General features: G+C 37.4%; 15 protein-coding genes and 1 riboswitch. Of the genes, 2 read left to right on the forward strand and 13 right to left on the reverse strand.

Annotated elements, in window-relative coordinates:
* Positions 1 to 37: 37 nt before the first annotated feature.
* The 5 genes from hslO to ribD form a co-directional block, all read right to left on the reverse strand.
* Entirely contained in the window at positions 38 to 916 is an 879-nt protein-coding gene (gene hslO / locus O3607_RS01710; RefSeq protein WP_024066203.1) for an Hsp33 family molecular chaperone HslO, read from the reverse strand.
* A gap of 194 nt (positions 917 to 1,110) precedes the next feature.
* Complete coding sequence (gene ribE / locus O3607_RS01715; RefSeq protein ID WP_024066202.1) at positions 1,111 to 1,572, reverse strand: 6,7-dimethyl-8-ribityllumazine synthase; 462 nt, start codon at positions 1,570 to 1,572, stop codon at positions 1,111 to 1,113.
* 71 nt (positions 1,573 to 1,643) lie between these two features.
* The gene (locus tag O3607_RS01720; RefSeq protein ID WP_316065653.1) at positions 1,644 to 2,846 is read right to left on the reverse strand and encodes a bifunctional 3,4-dihydroxy-2-butanone-4-phosphate synthase/GTP cyclohydrolase II; all 1,203 of its coding nucleotides are present in this window, start codon (positions 2,844 to 2,846) and stop codon (positions 1,644 to 1,646) included.
* 17 nt (positions 2,847 to 2,863) lie between these two features.
* Positions 2,864 to 3,520 (reverse strand): riboflavin synthase, encoded by a 657-nt coding sequence (locus O3607_RS01725; RefSeq protein ID WP_316065654.1) that lies wholly within the window; start codon positions 3,518 to 3,520, stop codon positions 2,864 to 2,866.
* Positions 3,501 to 4,715 (reverse strand): bifunctional diaminohydroxyphosphoribosylaminopyrimidine deaminase/5-amino-6-(5-phosphoribosylamino)uracil reductase RibD, encoded by a 1,215-nt coding sequence (ribD, locus tag O3607_RS01730; protein ID WP_316109688.1) that lies wholly within the window; start codon positions 4,713 to 4,715, stop codon positions 3,501 to 3,503. The genes O3607_RS01725 and ribD overlap by 20 nt, the downstream gene beginning before the upstream one ends.
* Positions 4,716 to 4,783: 68 nt before the next feature.
* Positions 4,784 to 4,899, reverse strand: a riboswitch (FMN riboswitch).
* A 292-nt stretch (positions 4,900 to 5,191) separates the two neighbouring features.
* Here ribD and poxB point away from each other — a divergent pair.
* Positions 5,192 to 6,934, forward strand: coding sequence for a ubiquinone-dependent pyruvate dehydrogenase (poxB, locus tag O3607_RS01735; protein ID WP_316109687.1), 1,743 nt, complete (start codon positions 5,192 to 5,194; stop codon positions 6,932 to 6,934).
* 95 nt (positions 6,935 to 7,029) lie between these two features.
* Here poxB and O3607_RS01740 read toward each other — a convergent pair whose 3' ends face one another.
* The 6 genes from O3607_RS01740 to O3607_RS01765 form a co-directional block, all read right to left on the reverse strand.
* Positions 7,030 to 7,488 carry a hypothetical protein gene (locus O3607_RS01740; protein ID WP_024066196.1) on the reverse strand — a complete coding sequence of 153 codons (459 nt, stop codon included), beginning with the start codon at positions 7,486 to 7,488 and terminating at the stop codon, positions 7,030 to 7,032.
* 56 nt (positions 7,489 to 7,544) lie between these two features.
* Positions 7,545 to 7,787, reverse strand: a complete 243-nt coding sequence (locus O3607_RS01745; RefSeq protein ID WP_155086993.1) for a hypothetical protein — start codon at positions 7,785 to 7,787, stop codon at positions 7,545 to 7,547.
* A gap of 192 nt (positions 7,788 to 7,979) precedes the next feature.
* Positions 7,980 to 11,771 carry a PolC-type DNA polymerase III gene (locus O3607_RS01750; protein WP_349224347.1) on the reverse strand — a complete coding sequence of 1,264 codons (3,792 nt, stop codon included), beginning with the start codon at positions 11,769 to 11,771 and terminating at the stop codon, positions 7,980 to 7,982.
* 2 nt (positions 11,772 to 11,773) lie between these two features.
* Positions 11,774 to 12,751 carry a DNA polymerase III subunit delta gene (gene holA / locus O3607_RS01755; protein ID WP_349224348.1) on the reverse strand — a complete coding sequence of 326 codons (978 nt, stop codon included), beginning with the start codon at positions 12,749 to 12,751 and terminating at the stop codon, positions 11,774 to 11,776.
* A gap of 11 nt (positions 12,752 to 12,762) precedes the next feature.
* Positions 12,763 to 14,985: a ComEC/Rec2 family competence protein gene (locus O3607_RS01760; protein ID WP_349224460.1), complete on the reverse strand. Its 2,223-nt coding sequence runs from the start codon at positions 14,983 to 14,985 to the stop codon at positions 12,763 to 12,765.
* Positions 14,942 to 15,511 (reverse strand): helix-hairpin-helix domain-containing protein, encoded by a 570-nt coding sequence (locus O3607_RS01765; protein WP_024066252.1) that lies wholly within the window; start codon positions 15,509 to 15,511, stop codon positions 14,942 to 14,944. The genes O3607_RS01760 and O3607_RS01765 overlap by 44 nt, the downstream gene beginning before the upstream one ends.
* Positions 15,512 to 15,622: 111 nt before the next feature.
* Between O3607_RS01765 and O3607_RS01770 the strand changes: the two genes are divergently transcribed.
* Positions 15,623 to 16,852, forward strand: a complete 1,230-nt coding sequence (locus O3607_RS01770; protein WP_024066251.1) for an aminopeptidase — start codon at positions 15,623 to 15,625, stop codon at positions 16,850 to 16,852.
* A gap of 100 nt (positions 16,853 to 16,952) precedes the next feature.
* Here O3607_RS01770 and O3607_RS01775 read toward each other — a convergent pair whose 3' ends face one another.
* Positions 16,953 to 17,432, reverse strand: a complete 480-nt coding sequence (locus O3607_RS01775; protein WP_009352594.1) for a dCMP deaminase family protein — start codon at positions 17,430 to 17,432, stop codon at positions 16,953 to 16,955.
* A gap of 76 nt (positions 17,433 to 17,508) precedes the next feature.
* Positions 17,509 to 19,977, reverse strand: coding sequence for a leucine--tRNA ligase (leuS, locus tag O3607_RS01780; RefSeq protein ID WP_155086999.1), 2,469 nt, complete (start codon positions 19,975 to 19,977; stop codon positions 17,509 to 17,511).
* Positions 19,978 to 19,999: the final 22 nt, after the last annotated feature.

Below are 19,999 nucleotides of genomic sequence, written 5' to 3' on the forward strand. Positions count from 1 at the left end.
GTAATTTTTATAAAGGTTATTTAATTCTTAATAGTAATTATTGTAAAGGACCTTTTGGTTCGAACATATCTTGAAGTTCTTCACGACTAAAATGATACTTTTCATTACAGTAATGGCATACAAGTTCTGTTACTTCATCTTCCAAAATAGCCTGTTTATCTTCTTCTCTTAATGTCATAAGTACGGCACCAAAGCGATCCCGTCCACAACGACATTGGAAGTGAATTGGTTCATTATATACTTCATTTACAGTCAAGCCATCAAGAACGCGTTCCATAAGTCCCTTACCATCTGGATGAGCTTTTAAATATTCTGTAATAGGACCAAGTTCGTTAATATTCTTTTCTACTTGTGCTAATGCTTCGTCTGTAGCATCTGGTAAAGCTTGTACGATAAAGCCACCAGCTACAACAGTATGATAATCTGGATCCACCAATACACCTAAGCTAATAGTAGAAGGTACTTGTTCAGAAGCATATAAATAGTAAGCCAAATCCTCTGCTACTTCACCACTTTGAATTGGACTTGTAGAGGTATAATCTTGTGCTAATTGTGTAAAACGGGTAACTTGCACTTCACCATTATGTCCAACAGCAGCACCTACATCAAGCTTACCAGCTCGTTTTAAAGGTACATCTACATGGGGCTCATCCACATAGCCACGAACCGTATTATCTGCAAAAGCATCTACATGAACTACGCCTAGAGGTCCATCACCTTTAATACGCAAACTTACATTTTCATGATTTTTAAAATCACCAGCTAATAAAATAGCTCCAGTCATAGCGCGACCTAAAGCAGCTGTTGCTACAGGCCACAAATCGTGACGTACGCGAGCTGTTTCAACAGTATCTGTTGTTACCGCTAAAGACATACGGACCCCTTCGCGGGTCGTAAAACGTTTTATATAATCCATTCTATCATTCCTTATTTCTAATTAATACATCATATGCACTTAATAGTGCTTATATAGTATATCATGTCATAGATTTACTTTTCAATAATAGAGAATATATGTTCGTCTAACCTGTTTTCAAGATAAAGGAACATATTTTCGATAATATAAAAACACTCAGCATCATAAGACACTGAGTGTTTACTATGTAATTATTAGAATTGATCGATAAGGTTAACCATTTCAATAGCGCCCATAGCACAATCGTAACCCTTATTGCCAGCCTTAGTACCAGCACGTTCAATAGCTTGTTCAATATTTTCAGTAGTTACTACACCGAACATAACAGGAACACCAGTTTCTAAGGAAACATGAGCAATACCTTTAGCTACTTCATTACATACATAGTCATAATGAGTTGTAGCACCACGAATAACAGCACCAACGCAGATAACCGCATCGAAGCGACCAGATGAAGCAGCTTTTTTTGCAATCAATGGGATTTCATAAGCACCTGGTACCCAGATAACAGTGATATCCTCTTCTTTTACATCGTGACGCAATAAGCAATCTTCAGCACCACCAATTAATTTGGACGTAATGAACTCATTAAAACGAGAACCGATAATGGCAAATTTTTTACCGCTACCTAATAAATTACCTTCTTGAACCTTCATTATGTTGACCTCCTATATTCCTTAAAGGAAATTCTTATGTGACGAGCAAGTTGTTAAATAGAACTAAATGATTAGTCTTCTAACATATGACCCATTTTTTCTTCTTTTGTCTTTAAGTACCCTGCATTAAATTTATTGGCTGCAATAATGAGCGGTACACGGCTAGTTACATCAATCCCCCAATGCTCTAAGCCATGACGTTTTTCTGGATTGTTTGTCAACAATCGAATACTCTTAATACCTAAGAAACGAATAATTTGAGCTGCTAAGGAATATTCGCGCATATCTGCAGGGAAACCTAATTGTTCATTAGCCTCTACAGTATCTAAACCTTGCTCTTGTAAAGCATAGGCTTTAATTTTATTAGTTAAACCAATGCCACGGCCTTCTTGGCGCATATAGACTACAACGCCTTTGCCTTCTTTTTCGATGGCACGTAACGCATGATCTAATTGTTCGCCACAGTCACAACGTTTAGAACCAAATACATCACCTGTTAAACATTCGGAGTGAATACGTACAAGAACATCGTCACAGTTTTGTACATCACCTTTAACAATAGCTAAATGTTCTTTATGATCTAAATCATTTTTGAATACAAAGATATTAAAGTCACCAAATTTAGTAGGTAGTTTAGAACAAGCACCGAGTTCTACCATATCTTCATGTTGTTTACGATACTCAATAAGTTCTGCTACAGATGCAATTTTAAGATTATGTTCTTTAGCAAATTGTAATAGATCTGGCAAACGAGCCATATCGCCATCGTCTTTTGTGATTTCACAAATAACAGCTGCTTCTTGTAAGCCTGCTAAGCGACAAAGGTCGATAGATGCTTCTGTATGGCCTTGGCGAACTAATACGCCACCCTCTTTATATACTAGAGGGAATACGTGACCAGGACGACGGAAGTCTTCTGGTTTAGCATTAGGATCTAATAATTTTTGAATTGTATAAGCACGTTCTGCTGGAGATACACCTGTTGTAGTATCTACATGGTCAACAGTAACGGTGAAGGCAGTTTCATGGTTATCTGTATTTTTGGCAACCATTGCAGGAATGCCAAGCTTTTCTAAGGCTTCACGACGCATAGGTGTACATACGATACCACGTGCGTATTTAACCATAAAGTTAATATTTTCTTGTGTAGCAGACTCTGCAGCGATGATAAGATCGCCTTCGTTTTCACGGCTTTCATCATCAACAATAATAACAGGTTTACCAGCTTTAAGATCTTGTAAGACCTCTTCAATTGAATGTAATTGTTCGCTCATAGGAACGCTCCTTACTTTTATATAAATCCATTCTCTACTAAGAGGGATTGCATAGATTTCTTAGGTTTATCTTCGGTAGGTTCACTACCGAGATTCATAAAATGACGAATATATCGACCAGCGATATCCGTTTCTAAATTAACCTCTGTACCAATATGGGCAGAGCCTAAAATAGTTTCGCCTAACGTATGAGGAATGATAGATACGGAAAAACTGCTGTCCGTTCGTCGCATGATGGTGAGGCTAATACCATCGATGGTAATAGAGCCCTTATAGATGACGTAATCCATTACGGATTTAGGGGCCTCTACGGTAAAGATAATGGCATTATCCGTTTGTTCACGATTAATGATGCGGCCCGTCCCATCTACGTGACCTGCCACAATGTGACCACCAAATCTACCGTTAGCGAGCATAGCCCGTTCTAAGTTGACTTGTTGATGGACTTTTAAATTTGTGAAAGTAGTCATCTTAATCGATTCTGGCATTACATCTGCGGTAAATACGCTATTCCCAATCGTTGTAGCCGTCAAACATACACCGTTAACAGCTACGGAGTCACCTATTTTTAAATCACTAAATATTTTATTACCCCGAATTGTAATAGCCAAGGATTTAGGGCCCTTTTTAATGCTTTCTACACGGCCGATTTCTTCAACGATTCCCGTGAACATAAGCGCCCCTCCTTCCTTCACGATACGCTTCGATGCGAATGTTATTATCTAATACTTTAGTTTTTGTAAAAGTTAACTGTGGAGAAGATTCTAAACTTTCAAAGCCACGACCACCTACAGCAGGTGTAGCCTCTGCTCCACCGATTATTGTATTACCAATATAAGTAACTACCTTATCAAAGTTCAATGTTTCTACAAATGAACTTATAATGGCAGAGCCACCTTCAACTAATAATGAAGTATAACCAAAATCGCCCAACTTCGTAAGAATATCATCAATAGATAGTTTTTTAATATCTATTACGATATCTGTACTTTTACTTTTACGAGTAGATACTGATTCAACAACAGTAACAAGAGCCCCTACTTGTTCCAGCGCCTGTATTCGTTCTTTAGGACAACCTTTCGATACAAATATATGCACCTTGCGAGTGCCTATTTCAAATATACGACTTGTTGTTGGTGTTCTACCTAGACTATCTAAGATGATTACATCAGGCTGATGAACATGAATCGGTTCATCAAGTATGCTTGTATCTAATAAAGTCTCTGATAATTCAGTATCAGTTAAACGACAGTTTAATTGAGGATTATCGGCCAAAATTGTACCGATACCAACGAGCATGGCATCATGAGTAGCACGTAGTATATGTCCATCTCGTCGGGAGGACTCATTCGTAATCCATTGGGATTGACCAGTAAAAGTGGCAATCTTACCATCAAGGGACATAGCACTTTTAATAGTTACAAAAGGTTTACCTGTCTGTATATATGTAAAGAAATGCTCATTTAGTTCAGCACATTCCTCACTACATACGGGGCAAACAACCTCTATGCCTGCTTCACGGAGTAAATCCATACCCTTTCCCGATACTAGTGGATTAGGATCTGTACTACCTACAACGACCTTAGCTATGCCAGCCTCGATAATACGCAGCGCACAAGGTGGAGTTTTACCATAATGAGAGCATGGCTCTAAGGTTACATATAAAGTAGCACCTTTAGCATTATCACCAGCTTGGTTTAAGGCATGAACCTCAGCATGAGCTGTACCAGCCTTATGATGATAACCTTCACCGATTATTGTATTGTCTTTAACCACTACGGCACCCACCAAAGGATTTGGCGAGGTGTGACCTGTGGCTAATTTTGCCAGTGCAATGGCGCGTTTCATATATGCTACGTCATCCACCATATCACCTCAATAAAAAAAGGACTATATACATAGTCCTTGGGTAATCATAAATACGCACGTCAAATGTGCTTCGTCTTTTCTCATCCAGACTGTACTGTCGGTATCGGAATTGCACCGATTCATACCTAAAAGGTTCGCGGACTATACCGCCGGTAAGGAATTTCACCTATCCCCAAAGACTCATCTATTTTGTTTCTGAATTAATAGTAACACTTTTATTAGGGTTATGCAACAATAAGAGTTTTGTATTGAGAAAAGATATTAAATATATAACCTGGAATAAAATAACTATTATTATATTTCTATTTTTATTAGATTGAAAATATATTATAATAACTATATAAACATATATAAACTATGTATACATTAAATAGTAACTTTTATCACATAATTACACTACAAAGAGGTCTAATATAATAATATATGGTTTTATAACAATATTTAATTGATATTATTTATTAAATATAGGTGATAATATGGCAAAAAAACGAATTTCTGATGTACTTATAGATGTCTTAGCCAATGCGGGCATCGAACGCATTTATGGTATCACTGGTGATAGTTTAAACTCTGTAAACGACAGTTTACGTCGCAATGGTAAGATTGCTTTTGAACATGTTAGACATGAAGAAACAGCAGCCTTTGCTGCAGGTGCAGAAGCTTCTTTAACAGGAAAACTTACAGTTTGTGCAGGTAGTTCTGGTCCTGGTAATTTACATTTGATCAACGGTCTCTTCGATTGTCATCGCAATCGTGTTCCAGTATTGGCTATTGCGTCTCATATTCCACAATCTGAAGTAGGCTTAAATTACTTCCAAGAAACACATCCAGAAAACTTATTCAAAGAATGTTCTTGTTTCTGTGAACTCGTTTCTAATCCAAAACAAATGCCGGAAATTCTTTTCCGTGCTATGAATGCAGCAGTCGGTAATCAAGATGTTGCCGTTATAGTCCTTCCTGGCGATGTAGCAGTAATGGAAACGGAAATTGATGAATTACCAGTATGGCATCACCCTCGCTTACCTCATATCGTTCCACAACGTGAAGATATCGAAGAAATGTACGCTCATTTAGAAAAAGGTGAACGCATTACCCTCTTCTGTGGTGCAGGTTGTGAAGGTGCGCATGACGAAGTAGTAGAATTAGCAAAACGTTTACAAGCACCTGTCGTACATGCTTTTAGAGGTAAAGAATGGGTTGAATGGGATAACCCATATGATGTTGGTATGACAGGCCTATTAGGCTATACATCTGGTTATCGTGCTATAGAACAATGCGATACACTCGTTATGCTTGGTACAGACTTCCCTTACCGTCCATTCTATCCAGAAAATGCTAAGGTAATCCAAGTGGATAGAGATCCTAGTGCGTTAGGTCGCCGTGTACCTCTTACACAAGGGATTATTGGTACAGTAAAAGATACATTGAATGAGTTATTACCTCTCGTAGGTCAACGTGAAAATACTGAATTTATTGATACAATACGTAAGGAATATACAAAATTCAGAGAGAATTTGGATAGCTATGCTGCGGCTGAACCAGATGGTGTGGCAATTCATCCACAATATTTCGTTAATCGTTTGAATAAGCTAGCAAGTGAAGATGCCATCTTCACTTTTGACGTAGGTACTCCAGTTATCTGGACTGCTCGTCACTTAAAAACAAATGGTAAACGCCGCATCTTAGGTTCCTATAACCATGGTTCCATGGCCAATGCTATGATGCATGCCATCGGCGCTCAAAATGCATGTCCAAACCGTCAAGTCATTTCCCTCTCCGGTGATGGTGGTTTCACAATGATGATGGGCGAAATGCTAACGTTAAAACAATTAAATCTACCAATTAAAATCTTCGTATTTAATAATGAAGAACTTAGCTTCATCGCTATGGAAATGAAAGCTTCTGGTTACTTAGACTATGCTACAGACTTTGTAAATCCAGACTTCGGTAAACTTGCAGAAGCGGCTGGTATTAAAGGTGTAAGTATTCAAAATTCTAGTGAAGTAGACGAAAAAATTATGGAGGCTCTTAACCATAATGGTCCTGTTATCGTCAATGTTCGCGTAGATAAACAAGAACTTGCTATGCCTCCAAAAATTGCTTACCAACAAGCTAAAGGCTTCAGTAAATACTTGATCAATGCAATCCTTGATGGCCGTGGTACAGAACTTAAAGAAATGGCCAAAACAAATTGGATGAAATATAAATCTCTGTACTAAAATCTACCAAATATTCAAATTCTATCAAAATAAATATACTGCAAAACTTTCAAAAAAAGAGGTGTCATCAAATGATGATACCTCTTTTTCTTAATTTAATCATATATTGTTATAAAACCTTCAGTCCATCCCCTTAAATTAAGAGTGATAGTAGCTATTCCTAAACACTCTATGCCATGTACTTTAAATATATCCCAGGTTTTATACCACTCTATTGCTTTCTCTGCATATTTTAAAGTACTAAATAAACCTATGTATCCTGAACATGTATAATAATCATCTATATCATAATCATACCAAACACCATAAATTTTGTTGTTTATGATTTCATAACCAACATCATCACCTATATGCGCACAATCATTTAAATAATGAGTTGTTATCGAAAATGAATCATCAGCCAAATCAGAAAAACCTATCAAATTTTTTGACTCAGTTAATGCCTTTTCTGCTAATGATAATTTAGAAAAAAAGCCTAGGCCAAAATACTCTGTATAAGGTAACTCATTATTCTTTTTATAGTGAGCTACAGCTTCATATATCGGAACTCTCATAATTAACCAACTCGTTACAAAATAAAAACAATATAAATATGACACTCTAATAATTTCTATCTATAATAATCGTCCTCGTAATCGTCTTTATACCGTATTGCATCCACCTCTGATGGGGATAGCACATTCCCTTCTTCATCAACATATTCTCGGAATTCGTTAAAGTATACACCTGGAATATCTGATTCTTCTAACTCAGGAACATCCTCCGCCTCAATGTCCCAAAATTCAATCTCTATAGGTTGATTTTGTCGTTCCTTAGTAATATTAGATCCAGTTCCATTTTCTTCTGATTTCATTTTCGGTTCTTTAGTAATATTACTATCTGATGAATTAATTCCTAGAAATTTCAATAATTTTCTTATCATTACACAACACTCCCTTGTACCAATGATATATCAATTGTATTGTATCAAAATATATAAAAATAAGCACTATATCCTATTTTGGATATAGTGCTTACTTTGTATTTAAGTATAACTAGTATTTTATTATGCTCCAAAGAGTGACATTTGTTCGTCTTCAGGTAGTTCACCACAGCATTTGAGTTCTTTCATAAGATCAATGATGGTGTTAGATACTTTACAACGACGTTGCAAGTCTTTTAGAGATGTAAACGGACGTTCTTCTCGTTCAGCTACGATAGCATCAGCTACTGTTTCACCTAAGGAGTCAATAGCTAAGAATGGTGGTAATAGAGCACCATCTTTAATGCTAAAGCGTCTAGCTTCAGAGTGTTGAATATCTACATTAACAAAACGATAACCCCGTTGATACATTTCCATAGATACTTCTAAGGCACTCATAAGGTCCTTATCTTTAGGACTGGCACCACGATCAAGAGCTTTAATACGATTGAACTCAGTCATTTGCGTTTTAAGGTCACCCGTCATAATGCGCAAATCAAAGGCCTTGGCACGAATGGAGAAGTAGGCTGCATAGAAAGCCAATGGATGGTACACCTTAAACCATGCGATACGGAAGGCCATCATTACATAAGCTACAGCATGGGCCCGTGGGAATAGATAGGAAATCTTTTTACAAGATTCAATGAACCATTCAGGAATATTATTTTCCCGCATTTCAGCTTCAAATTCCGTAGTAGCTTGACCTTGTTTATTCCGTTTTTCTATGCCCTTCCCTTTACGTACGTTTTCCATAACGAAGAAGCTATGCTTTCTATCCATACCGCGATGGATTAAGAAGTTCATTACATCGTCACGGGTAGAAATGGCTTCGTTCAATTTACAAGTACCATTTTTAATGAGGTCTTGCGCATTGTCGAGCCATACGTTTGTACCATGAGAGAAACCAGAGATACGAACCAAGTCAGAGAATGTTTGAGGACGAGAGTCTTCCAGCATGCCCCGTACGAACTTCGTACCACATTCTGGCACAGCCAAACTGGCTACTTGGTCACCTTGTAATTGCTCAGGTGTTAAACCAATCCCCTCTGTAGAAGAGAATAAGCTCAATGTCTTTGGATCATCAAATGGGATTGTCTTAGCATCTATACCGGTCAAATCCTCTAGCATACGAATGATAGTCGGATCATCATGCCCCAAGATATCAAGCTTAGTCATACGGCCTTCGATAGAGTGATAGTCAAAGTGTGTTGTTAATACACCACTTTCCTTCTTATTCGCTGGATGTTGTATAGGTGTAAAGTGATGCACATCCATATCGCGAGGACATACCATGATACCGCCAGGATGTTGTCCAGTAGTATTCTTAACATTGGTAAAGCCTTTTGCTAAATGTTCAAAGAAACCACTACGAGCTTGTATATCTCGAACTTCAGCGTATTTTTTAACATAACCAAATGCTGTTTTATCCGCAATAGTACCGATTGTACCGGCTTTAAATACATTGTCACGTCCAAATAATTCTTCTGTATACTTGTGTGCCTTTGCTTGGTAGTCACCGGAGAAGTTAAGATCAATATCTGGAACCTTATCACCTTCAAAACCAAGGAAGATGGCAAACGGAATATCATGGCCATTTGTTTGTAGCGCATGACCGCACTCAGGACAATCTTTACGTGGTAAGTCAAAGCCACCTGCGTATTCGCCCTTTTCAAAGAATTCAGAATGCTTACAATTAGGGCATACATAATGTGGCGGTAATGGATTTACCTCTGTAATTTCAGACATGGTTGCTGCAAAGGAAGAACCTACAGAACCACGGGAACCTACAAGATACCCATCATCAAGAGATTTTTTTACTAGCTTATGAGCGATGTAATACAATACGCCGTAACCATTGGAGATAATACAATCTAGTTCATAATCAAGTCGCTCTTGTACTACGCGAGGCAATGGATCACCATAAATGGCTTTCGCATTTCTATAACACATTTCTGTGAAAGCTTCATCAGCACCTTCAATCTTTGGAGAATATGTGCCATCTGGAACTGGTTTAATATCTTCAATGCTATCATTAATTGCACGAGTATTAGTAACAACTACTTCATAGGCCTTTTCTTCACTTAAGTAAGGGAAGGATGCCAACATTTCATCGGTGGTACGTAAATGTAAATCTGGTTGTTCATCTGCATCTGGATAACCACAGGCAGTCAACATGATTTCACGGTAGATTTTTTCTTCTGGTGTTAAATAATGAACGTCACAGGTTGCACAAACAGGCTTATTTAATGCTTCCCCTAATTCAATAACCGTTTTGTTCATATCGATAAGGGCTTGCTCATCTGGCATAAGTCCTTTACGAACCAAGAACATATTATTTGTATGTGGCTGAATTTCAAGATAGTCATAGAAAGATGCAACCTCTAATAGTTCTTCCTTTGTAGCGCCGCGAACAATGGATTGCATAAGTTCACCAGCTTCACAAGCAGAACCGATAATAATGCCTTCACGATGTTCTTCAATAACAGAACGAGGCAAACGAGGACGTACCTTATAGTGTTCAAGGTGAGAAATAGATATCATCTTGTACAGATTGCGCAAACCTACCATATTTTTAGCTAATAAGATAATATGGTAACGTTTATCTTTTTCTTTTTTCTTCTTCTTATCTACTACAGGCTCTTCATCACGAGCAACAATTTCATCATCAATGAGATAACCTTCTACACCGTAGATAACCTTAACGCCCAACTCTTTACCAAGAGCTTGAGCTTCTGGAAAGGCTTGTACAACACCGTGATCTGTAATAGCTACCGCAGGATGACCCCATTTTTTTACTGTTTTAAATAGGTCTTTAACAGATACAAGGGCATCCTTATCACTCATCTTAGTATGCAAGTGAAGCTCTACACGGGAGTCTGGACGGTTTTCAGTGCGCTCCACGCTATTAGTTTCCATAGCTTCAATGCTTCGAATAGATAAGATATAATCCTTATCAAATCGATCATCAAAGCTGACGCTACCTTGTACGCGTACACGTTGTAAACCTTTTAATTGTTTAAGTAGCGCATCCCCTTCTTCAGGGCTGTTCGTAAACTTGATAAATTTGATACTATTCGTATCGTCTACGATGCTACCGTTAACGATACTTTTACCAGTCTTAGTATCACGTTTATCTAGACCAACAAATACACCTTCAAAAATAACACTAGGCGTATCCAAAGTGCCCATAATTTTAGAGGTAACTCCCTCAATTTTAGGTCCTAAAATCATGCCTTCATCAGTAGGAGCATCCTTCGGGGCACGACGAGGGTATTTACTATCCCCTTCACTACCTTTAGCAGTAGATTTTGTAGTACTTTTATGTGCAAAACCTTTGCTTGCTTTAGGTGTACTGCTCACAGATGCGACAGTATCACTATTGCTAGATGCTGCAGCCGTTTGATTAGAACGAGATACAACAACAGGACTATTATTAAAGTAGCCCAGCTCAACAGCCTCTACAAATGGAGCGAAATCATCTTCATCAACATCATCATATTCATCTTCTTGGTCATAACCAGCAAAAGACTTGCCTCTAGGCACTTTGTTTTTAGCCTCTTCAGCTTCACGTTGCGCTTCTGCCGCTTCAATCCATTCACCAGCACCACAGCCACCACCATAATAATAGGTATCTAAGCCTTCCCCTGTTTCAGTATCTACCTTCCAGGCGAAACAACAAGCTGTATCTGTATTCGTTGGAATATTATCAAAAGAAATATTTTTTTCCTTATACCATGCAGATAATCTTTCACGCAAACTAAGCAATGTAGAAAACGCAGAATCTGCAGCTTGTATCGTCATATGTTGGCTATGACAGTTTACATAGAAGGATGATTTCTTATTCTGTTTTGGTACAACACGATAACGTACTTTCATTTTTATCCTTTATACCCACAATAGGTAATACATAAATCTCTAAATCGCCAAATATCGCCCTTACTGCTACGACTATCTAAAATAATCTCATAGAGCCCTTTTAATAAAGCTCGTAAGGCCTTAACTGAAATTCTAGAACTTGCTTCGTAAGCCAACTTAATCGGATATGGTTTAAATGACGAATCATGATCCTTACATAAGTTTTGTATGGCTTGAACAGACATTCCCGCTTGACGACATTCGCTAACCAGTAGCTGTAAACGTAACTGCCCCTCAATATAGCTCATAGCACGATCTAATTCTTTATAGCCGAACATAAACGGAAATAATTCAAGCAATGTATCTATATCTCGTTTCAACAAAGCCTCTTTAAAGGTGAAAATATTTTTAGCACCATAGTCACTACCATTCTCTTCAAGGAATTCTTTCGTAATGACTTTATCACCTGTTGTCTGTAAAAAATAACGATCAAATTCGGTTTTCATAAATGAAACCGGTACATCTTGCCACAAATCGATGAGATGAGCTACATATTCTTGTGCATCAGGAGTCATTTTAAAACCATTAGATGTACAATATTGACGTATCCACATCACTAGGTCTGCCCCTTCAAGGCGCTTACATTGATGATTTGGTATTTTATCTAAAATCTCTTTATTCTGCTTGATGCGTTTATCAATCATATCATGATAAATCAAAACGATGGGATTATCCCCATTATATTCCATGAGGAGTTCATACAATGGAATCCAAGCATCACTATTTTTACCGCTTTTACGAATAATAGGTAAATTCACTAAGCAAAATACCTTTTGATCACCAAAAAGAGAGTCTTCACATAGTTTTTCACTTATCTTCTGTGGCCCAGCTTCATCATCTAATACTGTTACTGGAAGGTCAGGATAGGCACTTAAAAATTTACGTTTTTCTTCTTCAATTAATTGTGGCTCATCGCCATAAATGAGTTTAATTTCAGCCATACATCCTCCTTTCACAGATACATATCCTCAATAAAACTGTACCCCATAATATACATATATTCTGATGATGGGTCCACATCGCGTAAAGCCCCATGTGGACTGCCAAATAGAACTATATTATGCGGCAGTAATCTGCCAATTTCATTCATTGAACTAGATCGACTCGTAATAAATAATGTATTAATCTTATCATTTAATTTTAGATTTTTTTCTCCTCTTTGTCCATTATATACATCGATTTCTTTCATACTATTTTTATATATTGTTTTTGCAGATCCGTTACTATGAAAATAGTCTACCTTTACAACTTTTGGATTCACACCATATGCCCTTATAGCTTGATTGACAAGCCTTTCATTAGGCGTCGTTTTAATATGATCTGGCGCATCAATTAATAAATGAGCCCCTTCATGATTAGGTTCTATGCAAAGCAATACATTGCATTGCTTCATTGGAATATAATGAACTAATGTTTCCTGATGATGATGCGTAACATAATGGGAAGCACCAAAGGTTAAGATCATTAAAAATAATGATACTACGACATGTACAGTATATCTTTTTCTATGCGTCAAAAAGTACGTAAATAAACCTAATAGCACATAATATATATAAGCACAATAAGGATGCATCATACCAAGCCATAGTAGACTGCCACTACGCCCTAACACATGATTTAAATATAAGGATATTCGCAATAGTACATCTACTAAAGACCACATTAATGATATAGGGAGTACGTAACTGACTAAAGTACTTACAAATATTAAAACTATGGATATATCTAATAGGGGCGCTACTATACAGGCCGCTAACAAACTAGCAATGCTAATATAGTGAAAGTAATAGAGCTGTAACGGTAAAATTAACAACTGGACCGACACACATAATACGAGCGGCATTTTTAACCATCTAGGTAGCCATTGTATTCGTTCATATAATATCGTTCCCCATATGAGCAATCCATAGGTCGCCCCAAAGGATAGCTGAAAACTCACATCAAATATAGAAAAAGGATCATATACTAGACATAGTATGGCACATATACATAACGCCTGCTTAGCTTGATATAGTCGCCCTTTTACATAGGCGATACACATGAGTATGCTCATCATCGTAGCACGTAGAACAGGTGCATCACCGCCTACAATACTACAATATATACAAGCAACTATAATACCAAGGATTAAACATGTACGCTTTCTTAATTTAATAAGTCGTCCAAGTCCGTACACAAGTGCTAACAGTAAAGCAATATGTGATCCTGATATGGATAAAATATGGATAAGGCCTGTATAAGAGAAAGCCTTCATTTGGTCTTCTCCAAGTTCACTATAATGACCACCTAAAGCTAACGCTTGAGCTAATACTTTTTGCGGTCCCTCTAGATTGTGACCAATATTTTTATCTATAGATTCGTGTAATACACCATCAATTAATAAGCCTTTCCTAAATAATTTGTCAAAAAATGTATCTTTATAGTAAAACCTTTGTAAATCTTTGTTGCTAGCAGTGCGATATACACCATCATAGATACGACCTCTAGTATTCGAGCTCATATATCGGCCTCTTAGATTAATACGACCTTCCTCTTCAATGAGAAATAAGGGCTTTGGTGTACCTTCAATAATTGCATATTCTCCTAGTCGTATGGGATAGTTCGTAGCAGATTCCTTTGAGTATACTTGTAAACGCCCCTGTGCTTTAATATAGTCATTTTTTGCAGTATTTTTATAGGGGTGTAAGGCATGGACTTCAATAGTATATTTGTAATACTCCTGTCCATTCAAACTTATCCTTTCAGGCGTAGTTACAACCGTACAAAGATATTCGCCTTCTTGCTGTAAATAATATGATGTATAACTATTAAAATGTATAATCCGTAAATCTGTTTGATAATAAGATAAACCAACTAAAACAAAGACTAAAGCGATTAACTTAGTAAGTAAATGCCATCTATTAGACGATTGAAATGCTTTAAAAATACCTACAACTATAATAGCTAATCCAATAGCAAAGATGTATCGCATCTGATTAAGTACTGGATAATACTGACCATAGCCTAATATTGTACCCATAATTATAGAACCTAATATAATATGCGCCCATTGGCTATGGGTTAAAACCTTACTGTTCCCATTAACATCATTTACATCATGGAAGAGCCCATCATTGTTGCTATCTCGATGACTAAATTGTAATTTTATCTTTAATTTTCTTAAATACTCCGTCACCAATTCCCTTCACCCCCTTGATACCTTCAACAGATGTAAAGGGGCCTTTTTGTGAGCGATATTCCTCAATTCTTTTAGCCATAGCAGGTCCTATTCCTGGTAGAGCATCTAATTCCTTTGCCGTTGCAGTATTGATATTTATCTTATTACCACGCAATAACACTTCAGGATTTCCGTGAAAGTTAAAAACTACGTGGATATGATCTCCTCCAGTCACAGGTTTAGCCATATTAATAGACTCTACATCTGCATATGGTAACAGCCCTCCTGCTAGCTTGATAACATCGCCTACTGTTGCAGAGTTTTCAAGCTCATATAGACCAGGTGAAACTACGGCACCTGTAATATAAGCAATCGGTTTATTAGATATTTCTGCTACATTTGATATAGAAGAATTCCCATCTACTCCCTCTTCAACAAGGACAGAATCGCTTTCATCTGTTATAATAGGCCATAGGAAATAAATTCCTACTAAAATACATAGGATTAATATAATTATCATATACGGCTTCAATTTATATTTCATAGTGCACCTCCTACTGAAGGATTTCCCTATGAAAAATAAAACTCCTACCCATGACTCTATTAGTCACACTAGCAGGAGTTTAACAATTGATGTCGAATAAAAGGAGAATTTATGAATCAAGATACATTAAAAAAATACGCCCATACATTACTAAAGTACGGTGTAAATTTACAACAAGACCAAACATTAGTTATTTCTGTTGATGTAGAAAATAAAGATTTTGCAGTAATCGTTACTGAAGAAGCCTATGAGCTAGGCGCAAAAGAGGTTGTTCTTAACTGGAGATGTTCCCCTATTGCACGTCAACGTTTATTACATGCTAGCGAATCTGTTTTAGAAAAACCAGCTAACTGGATTCCTGAATTTTACAAACAGTATATCGATGATAAGGCAGCCTTCTTATCTTTAATTAGTGCTAATCCAAAAGCCTTAGAAGGTATCCCAACAGATCGTATTTCCTTACAATCTCGTAACTTAAACAAAGCATTATCCTTCTATCATACAGCTATCATGAACTCTTCTGTTACATGGTGCGTTGCATCTGTACCAACGGTTCTATGGGCAGATTTACTTGGCTATGAAGGTAGTGATGAAGAAAAAATCGATCAATTGTGGGCAACATTATTAAAACTTTGTCGCATTGAAGGTATCGAAGCGAAAGATACATATCGTCATCACATGGCAAAATTGCGTCATCGCTGTGAAGCATTAAATAAATTAGACTTAAAATCATTGCGTTACACTTGTGAAAACGGCACCGACCTTTTATTAGAATTGCCCGAAGACCATATCTGGCTAGGTGGTGAAGAATCCTCTAAAGATGGTACTATTTTCAATGCTAATATTCCTACAGAGGAAGTTTTCTCTGCTCCTCAATACAATGGTGTAAATGGCGTTGTGCACAGCACAAAACCATTAATTTACCATGGCAATACAATTTCTGATTTCTCCTTCACCTTTAAAGAAGGTAAAATCGTAGAATACACTGCCAAAGAAGGTTATGAAGTTCTAAAAGAATTAGTAGAAACTGATGAAGGCTCCCACTACCTTGGCGAAGTAGCATTAGTGGATCACTTCAGCCCAATTAGCCAATCCAACCAAATCTTCTACGAAACATTATTTGATGAAAATGCATCCTGCCATTTAGCAATTGGCGCATCCTATCCTACATGCCTTAAAAATAGTGATGGTTTATCTGAAGAGGAATTAAAGGAACGCGGCCTTAACCACTCCTTAACACATGTGGACTTTATGATTGGTCATGAACACATGAATATTAAGGGATATACTCGTGATGGTCAAGCTGTTGATATCATGATTGACGGTCGTTTACAAGTATAATTTAGGTATACAATCTAACATAGTAAAAATATAGAAAAAGCTCTTATCCATTAATTAATAGATAAGAGCTTTTCTTGTAATATTAATGTTTTATACTTTATCATACGGTAATATGTAAAGTCCGTCCCGTAGGTTTATATTCAATAATTTCTACGCCTGCTGTTTTTAGCATCCGTTTAGATGCTTTTACTTCTTTTGTATCTTTGTAAAGATCATCACGGTAGATAACAGCTTTGATGCCACTTTGAATGATGGCTTTTGCACATTCATTACAAGGGAATAGTGTTACATATATTTTAGAACCTTCTAAAGAACCGCCCCGATAATTAAGTATGGCATTGAGTTCGCTATGTACAGTATAAAAGTATTTATTATCATCTGCTGTATCGCGTTCCCACGTAAAGTCATCATCACTACAGTTTAAAGGCATACCATTATAACCAATGGATAAGATTTTATTGTCATTGCTTACGATACAGGCACCTACTTGTGTATTAGGATCTTTAGAACGTTGTGCTGCCAAAATGGCAACGCCCATGAAGTATTCATCCCAGGAAATATAATCGCTACGTTTTGCCATAATTACCTCACTATAAAATAAGCCCCCTTCTACCTATGTAGTTGGGGGCTTACATTATTAAACGAATAGGATATCGTTATTTAACAACGATATTTACAAGTTTACCAGGTACATAAATAACTTTTACAATATTTTTACCTTCTGTAAACTCTTGAACACGGCTAGATTCTTTAGCCAATGTTTCTAATTCTTCTTTCGTAATATTTACGGAAACAGTAAGTTTATCACGAACTTTACCATTTACTTGTAATACTACTTCTACTTCATCTACAACAAGAGCTGCCTCTTCATATACAGGCCAATTTTCAGTGTGGATGGATGTAGTTTCACCCAATTCATGCCACAACTCTTCTGTCATATGAGGAACGAATGGTGCTAAAAGAAGTAATAAGGAATGAGTCAATTCATTAGCCAAAGAGCTATTGATTGTTTCAGCTTTATCCTTATGAGCATACATAGCATTTACAAGTTCCATGATGGCAGAAATGGCTGTATTGAAGTTGAAGTTGTTATCTAGATCTTCTGTTACCTTTTTGATAACGCGGTGTAACTCACGACGCAATGCAAATTCGTCTTTTGTAAGTTCACCTGTTACATTGTTCTTAGCTTCTTCGTTATATGCATCAACGATACGCCATACACGACCTAAGAAACGGTAAGAACCTTCAACGCCTTGGTCAGACCAATCAAGGTCACGATCTACAGGCGCTGCAAATAGAATGAACAAACGTGCAGTATCTGCACCATAGGTATTGATAATTTCTTCAGGAGAAACTACATTACCTTTGGATTTAGACATCTTGCTGCCTTCTTTAAGTACCATACCTTGTGTTAACAAGCCACGGAATGGTTCGTTAGCTTCGATAAGGCCTAAATCATGAATAACTTTCACAAAGAATCGAGAGTACAACAAGTGCAAGATAGCATGTTCAATACCACCGATATATTGGTCAACGTTCATCCAGTAATTAGCGATTTTTTTATCGAATGGAGCTTGGTCATTTTTAGCATCTGTATAGCGCAAGAAGTACCAAGAGGAATCGATAAATGTGTCCATTGTATCTGTCTCACGACGTGCAGGACCACCACATTTAGGACATGTAGTATTTAAGAAGCTTTCAGATGTAGCCAATGGAGATACGGCACCAGATTCAAATTTAACATCCTCTGGCAAGCGTACTGGTAACTCTTCTTCAGGAACGAGTTGTTCACCACATTTTTCACAATATACTACAGGAATTGGCACGCCCCAGTAACGTTGACGAGAAATCAACCAGTCACGAAGGCGGAAGTTTACCTTACCTTCACCAATACCGCGTTCATTAAGAGCAGCTGTAATATTTTTACGAGCCTCTTCAGATGTTTGGCCGTTATAATCGCCAGAGTTAACTAGAATGCCATCTTCATGGTACCATTCTTGCCATTTTTCAAGGCTATATTCTTCGCCTTCCCGAGCTACAACTTGTTTAATTGGCAAATCGTATTTATGAGCAAATTCCCAGTCACGTTCATCATGTGCAGGGGAACCCATTACAGCGCCAGTACCATAGTCTACTAATACATAGTTTGCAATCCAAACTGGAACTTGTTCGCCAGACATCGGGTTTACTGCATAGGAACCAGTGAACATACCTTCTTTTGGTGCATCTGTAGATGTACGGTCGATATCGCTCATATTGCGCATACGCGTAATGAAAGCTTCCAATTCAGCTTTATTAGGAGCATTTTCAATAAGGCGTTCTACATATGGATGTTCAGGAGCCAATACTACATAGCTTACGCCATAAATAGTATCAACTCGTGTAGTATACACAGATACGCGTTCATTAATGGATGGAACTTCGAAGGAGAACTCTGTACCTTCAGAGCGGCCAATCCAGTTCTTTTGCATCAATTTAACGCGTTGTGGCCAGTGATCAAGAGTGTCTAAATCAGTTAACAAGCGATCAGCATATTCTGTAATACGCAAGAACCATTGAGACAAATCTTTTTTCTCAACTGGGTTATCACAGCGCCAGCAAGCACCGTCGATAACTTGTTCGTTCGCCAATACAGTATGGCACGTTTCACACCAGTTTACTTTAGCTTCTTTTTTGTATGCTAAGCCTTTTTTATAGAATTGTTGGAAGAACCATTGGGTCCATTTGTAATAATCTTCTTTACATGTTGCAACTTCACGGTCCCAATCATAGGACAAGCCAAGTGCTTTTTGTTGCAATTTCATGTTCTCGATGTTGTCTAGTGTCCATGTTTTAGGTGCAATACCATGTTTGATAGCCGCATTTTCTGCAGGCATACCAAAGGAGTCCCAGCCCATTGGATGTAATACGTTAAAGCCCTTCATTTTTTTGAAACGAGCTACTACGTCACCAATGGAATAGTTACGCACGTGACCCATATGTAAGTTACCAGATGGGTACGGGAACATTTCTAATACATAGTATTTTTCTTTAGATTCATCATATTCTGTTTTAAATGTATGGTTATCGTCCCAATACTTTTGCCACTTTTTCTCAATATCTTGGGCTACATATTTTTCATTCATGTAGGGGCCTCCTCATATAGTC

The organism is Veillonella sp. 20925_1_51, assembly GCF_041431445.1.
In the GTDB taxonomy this organism is placed as follows: Bacteria; Bacillota; Negativicutes; order Veillonellales; family Veillonellaceae; genus Veillonella; species Veillonella nakazawae.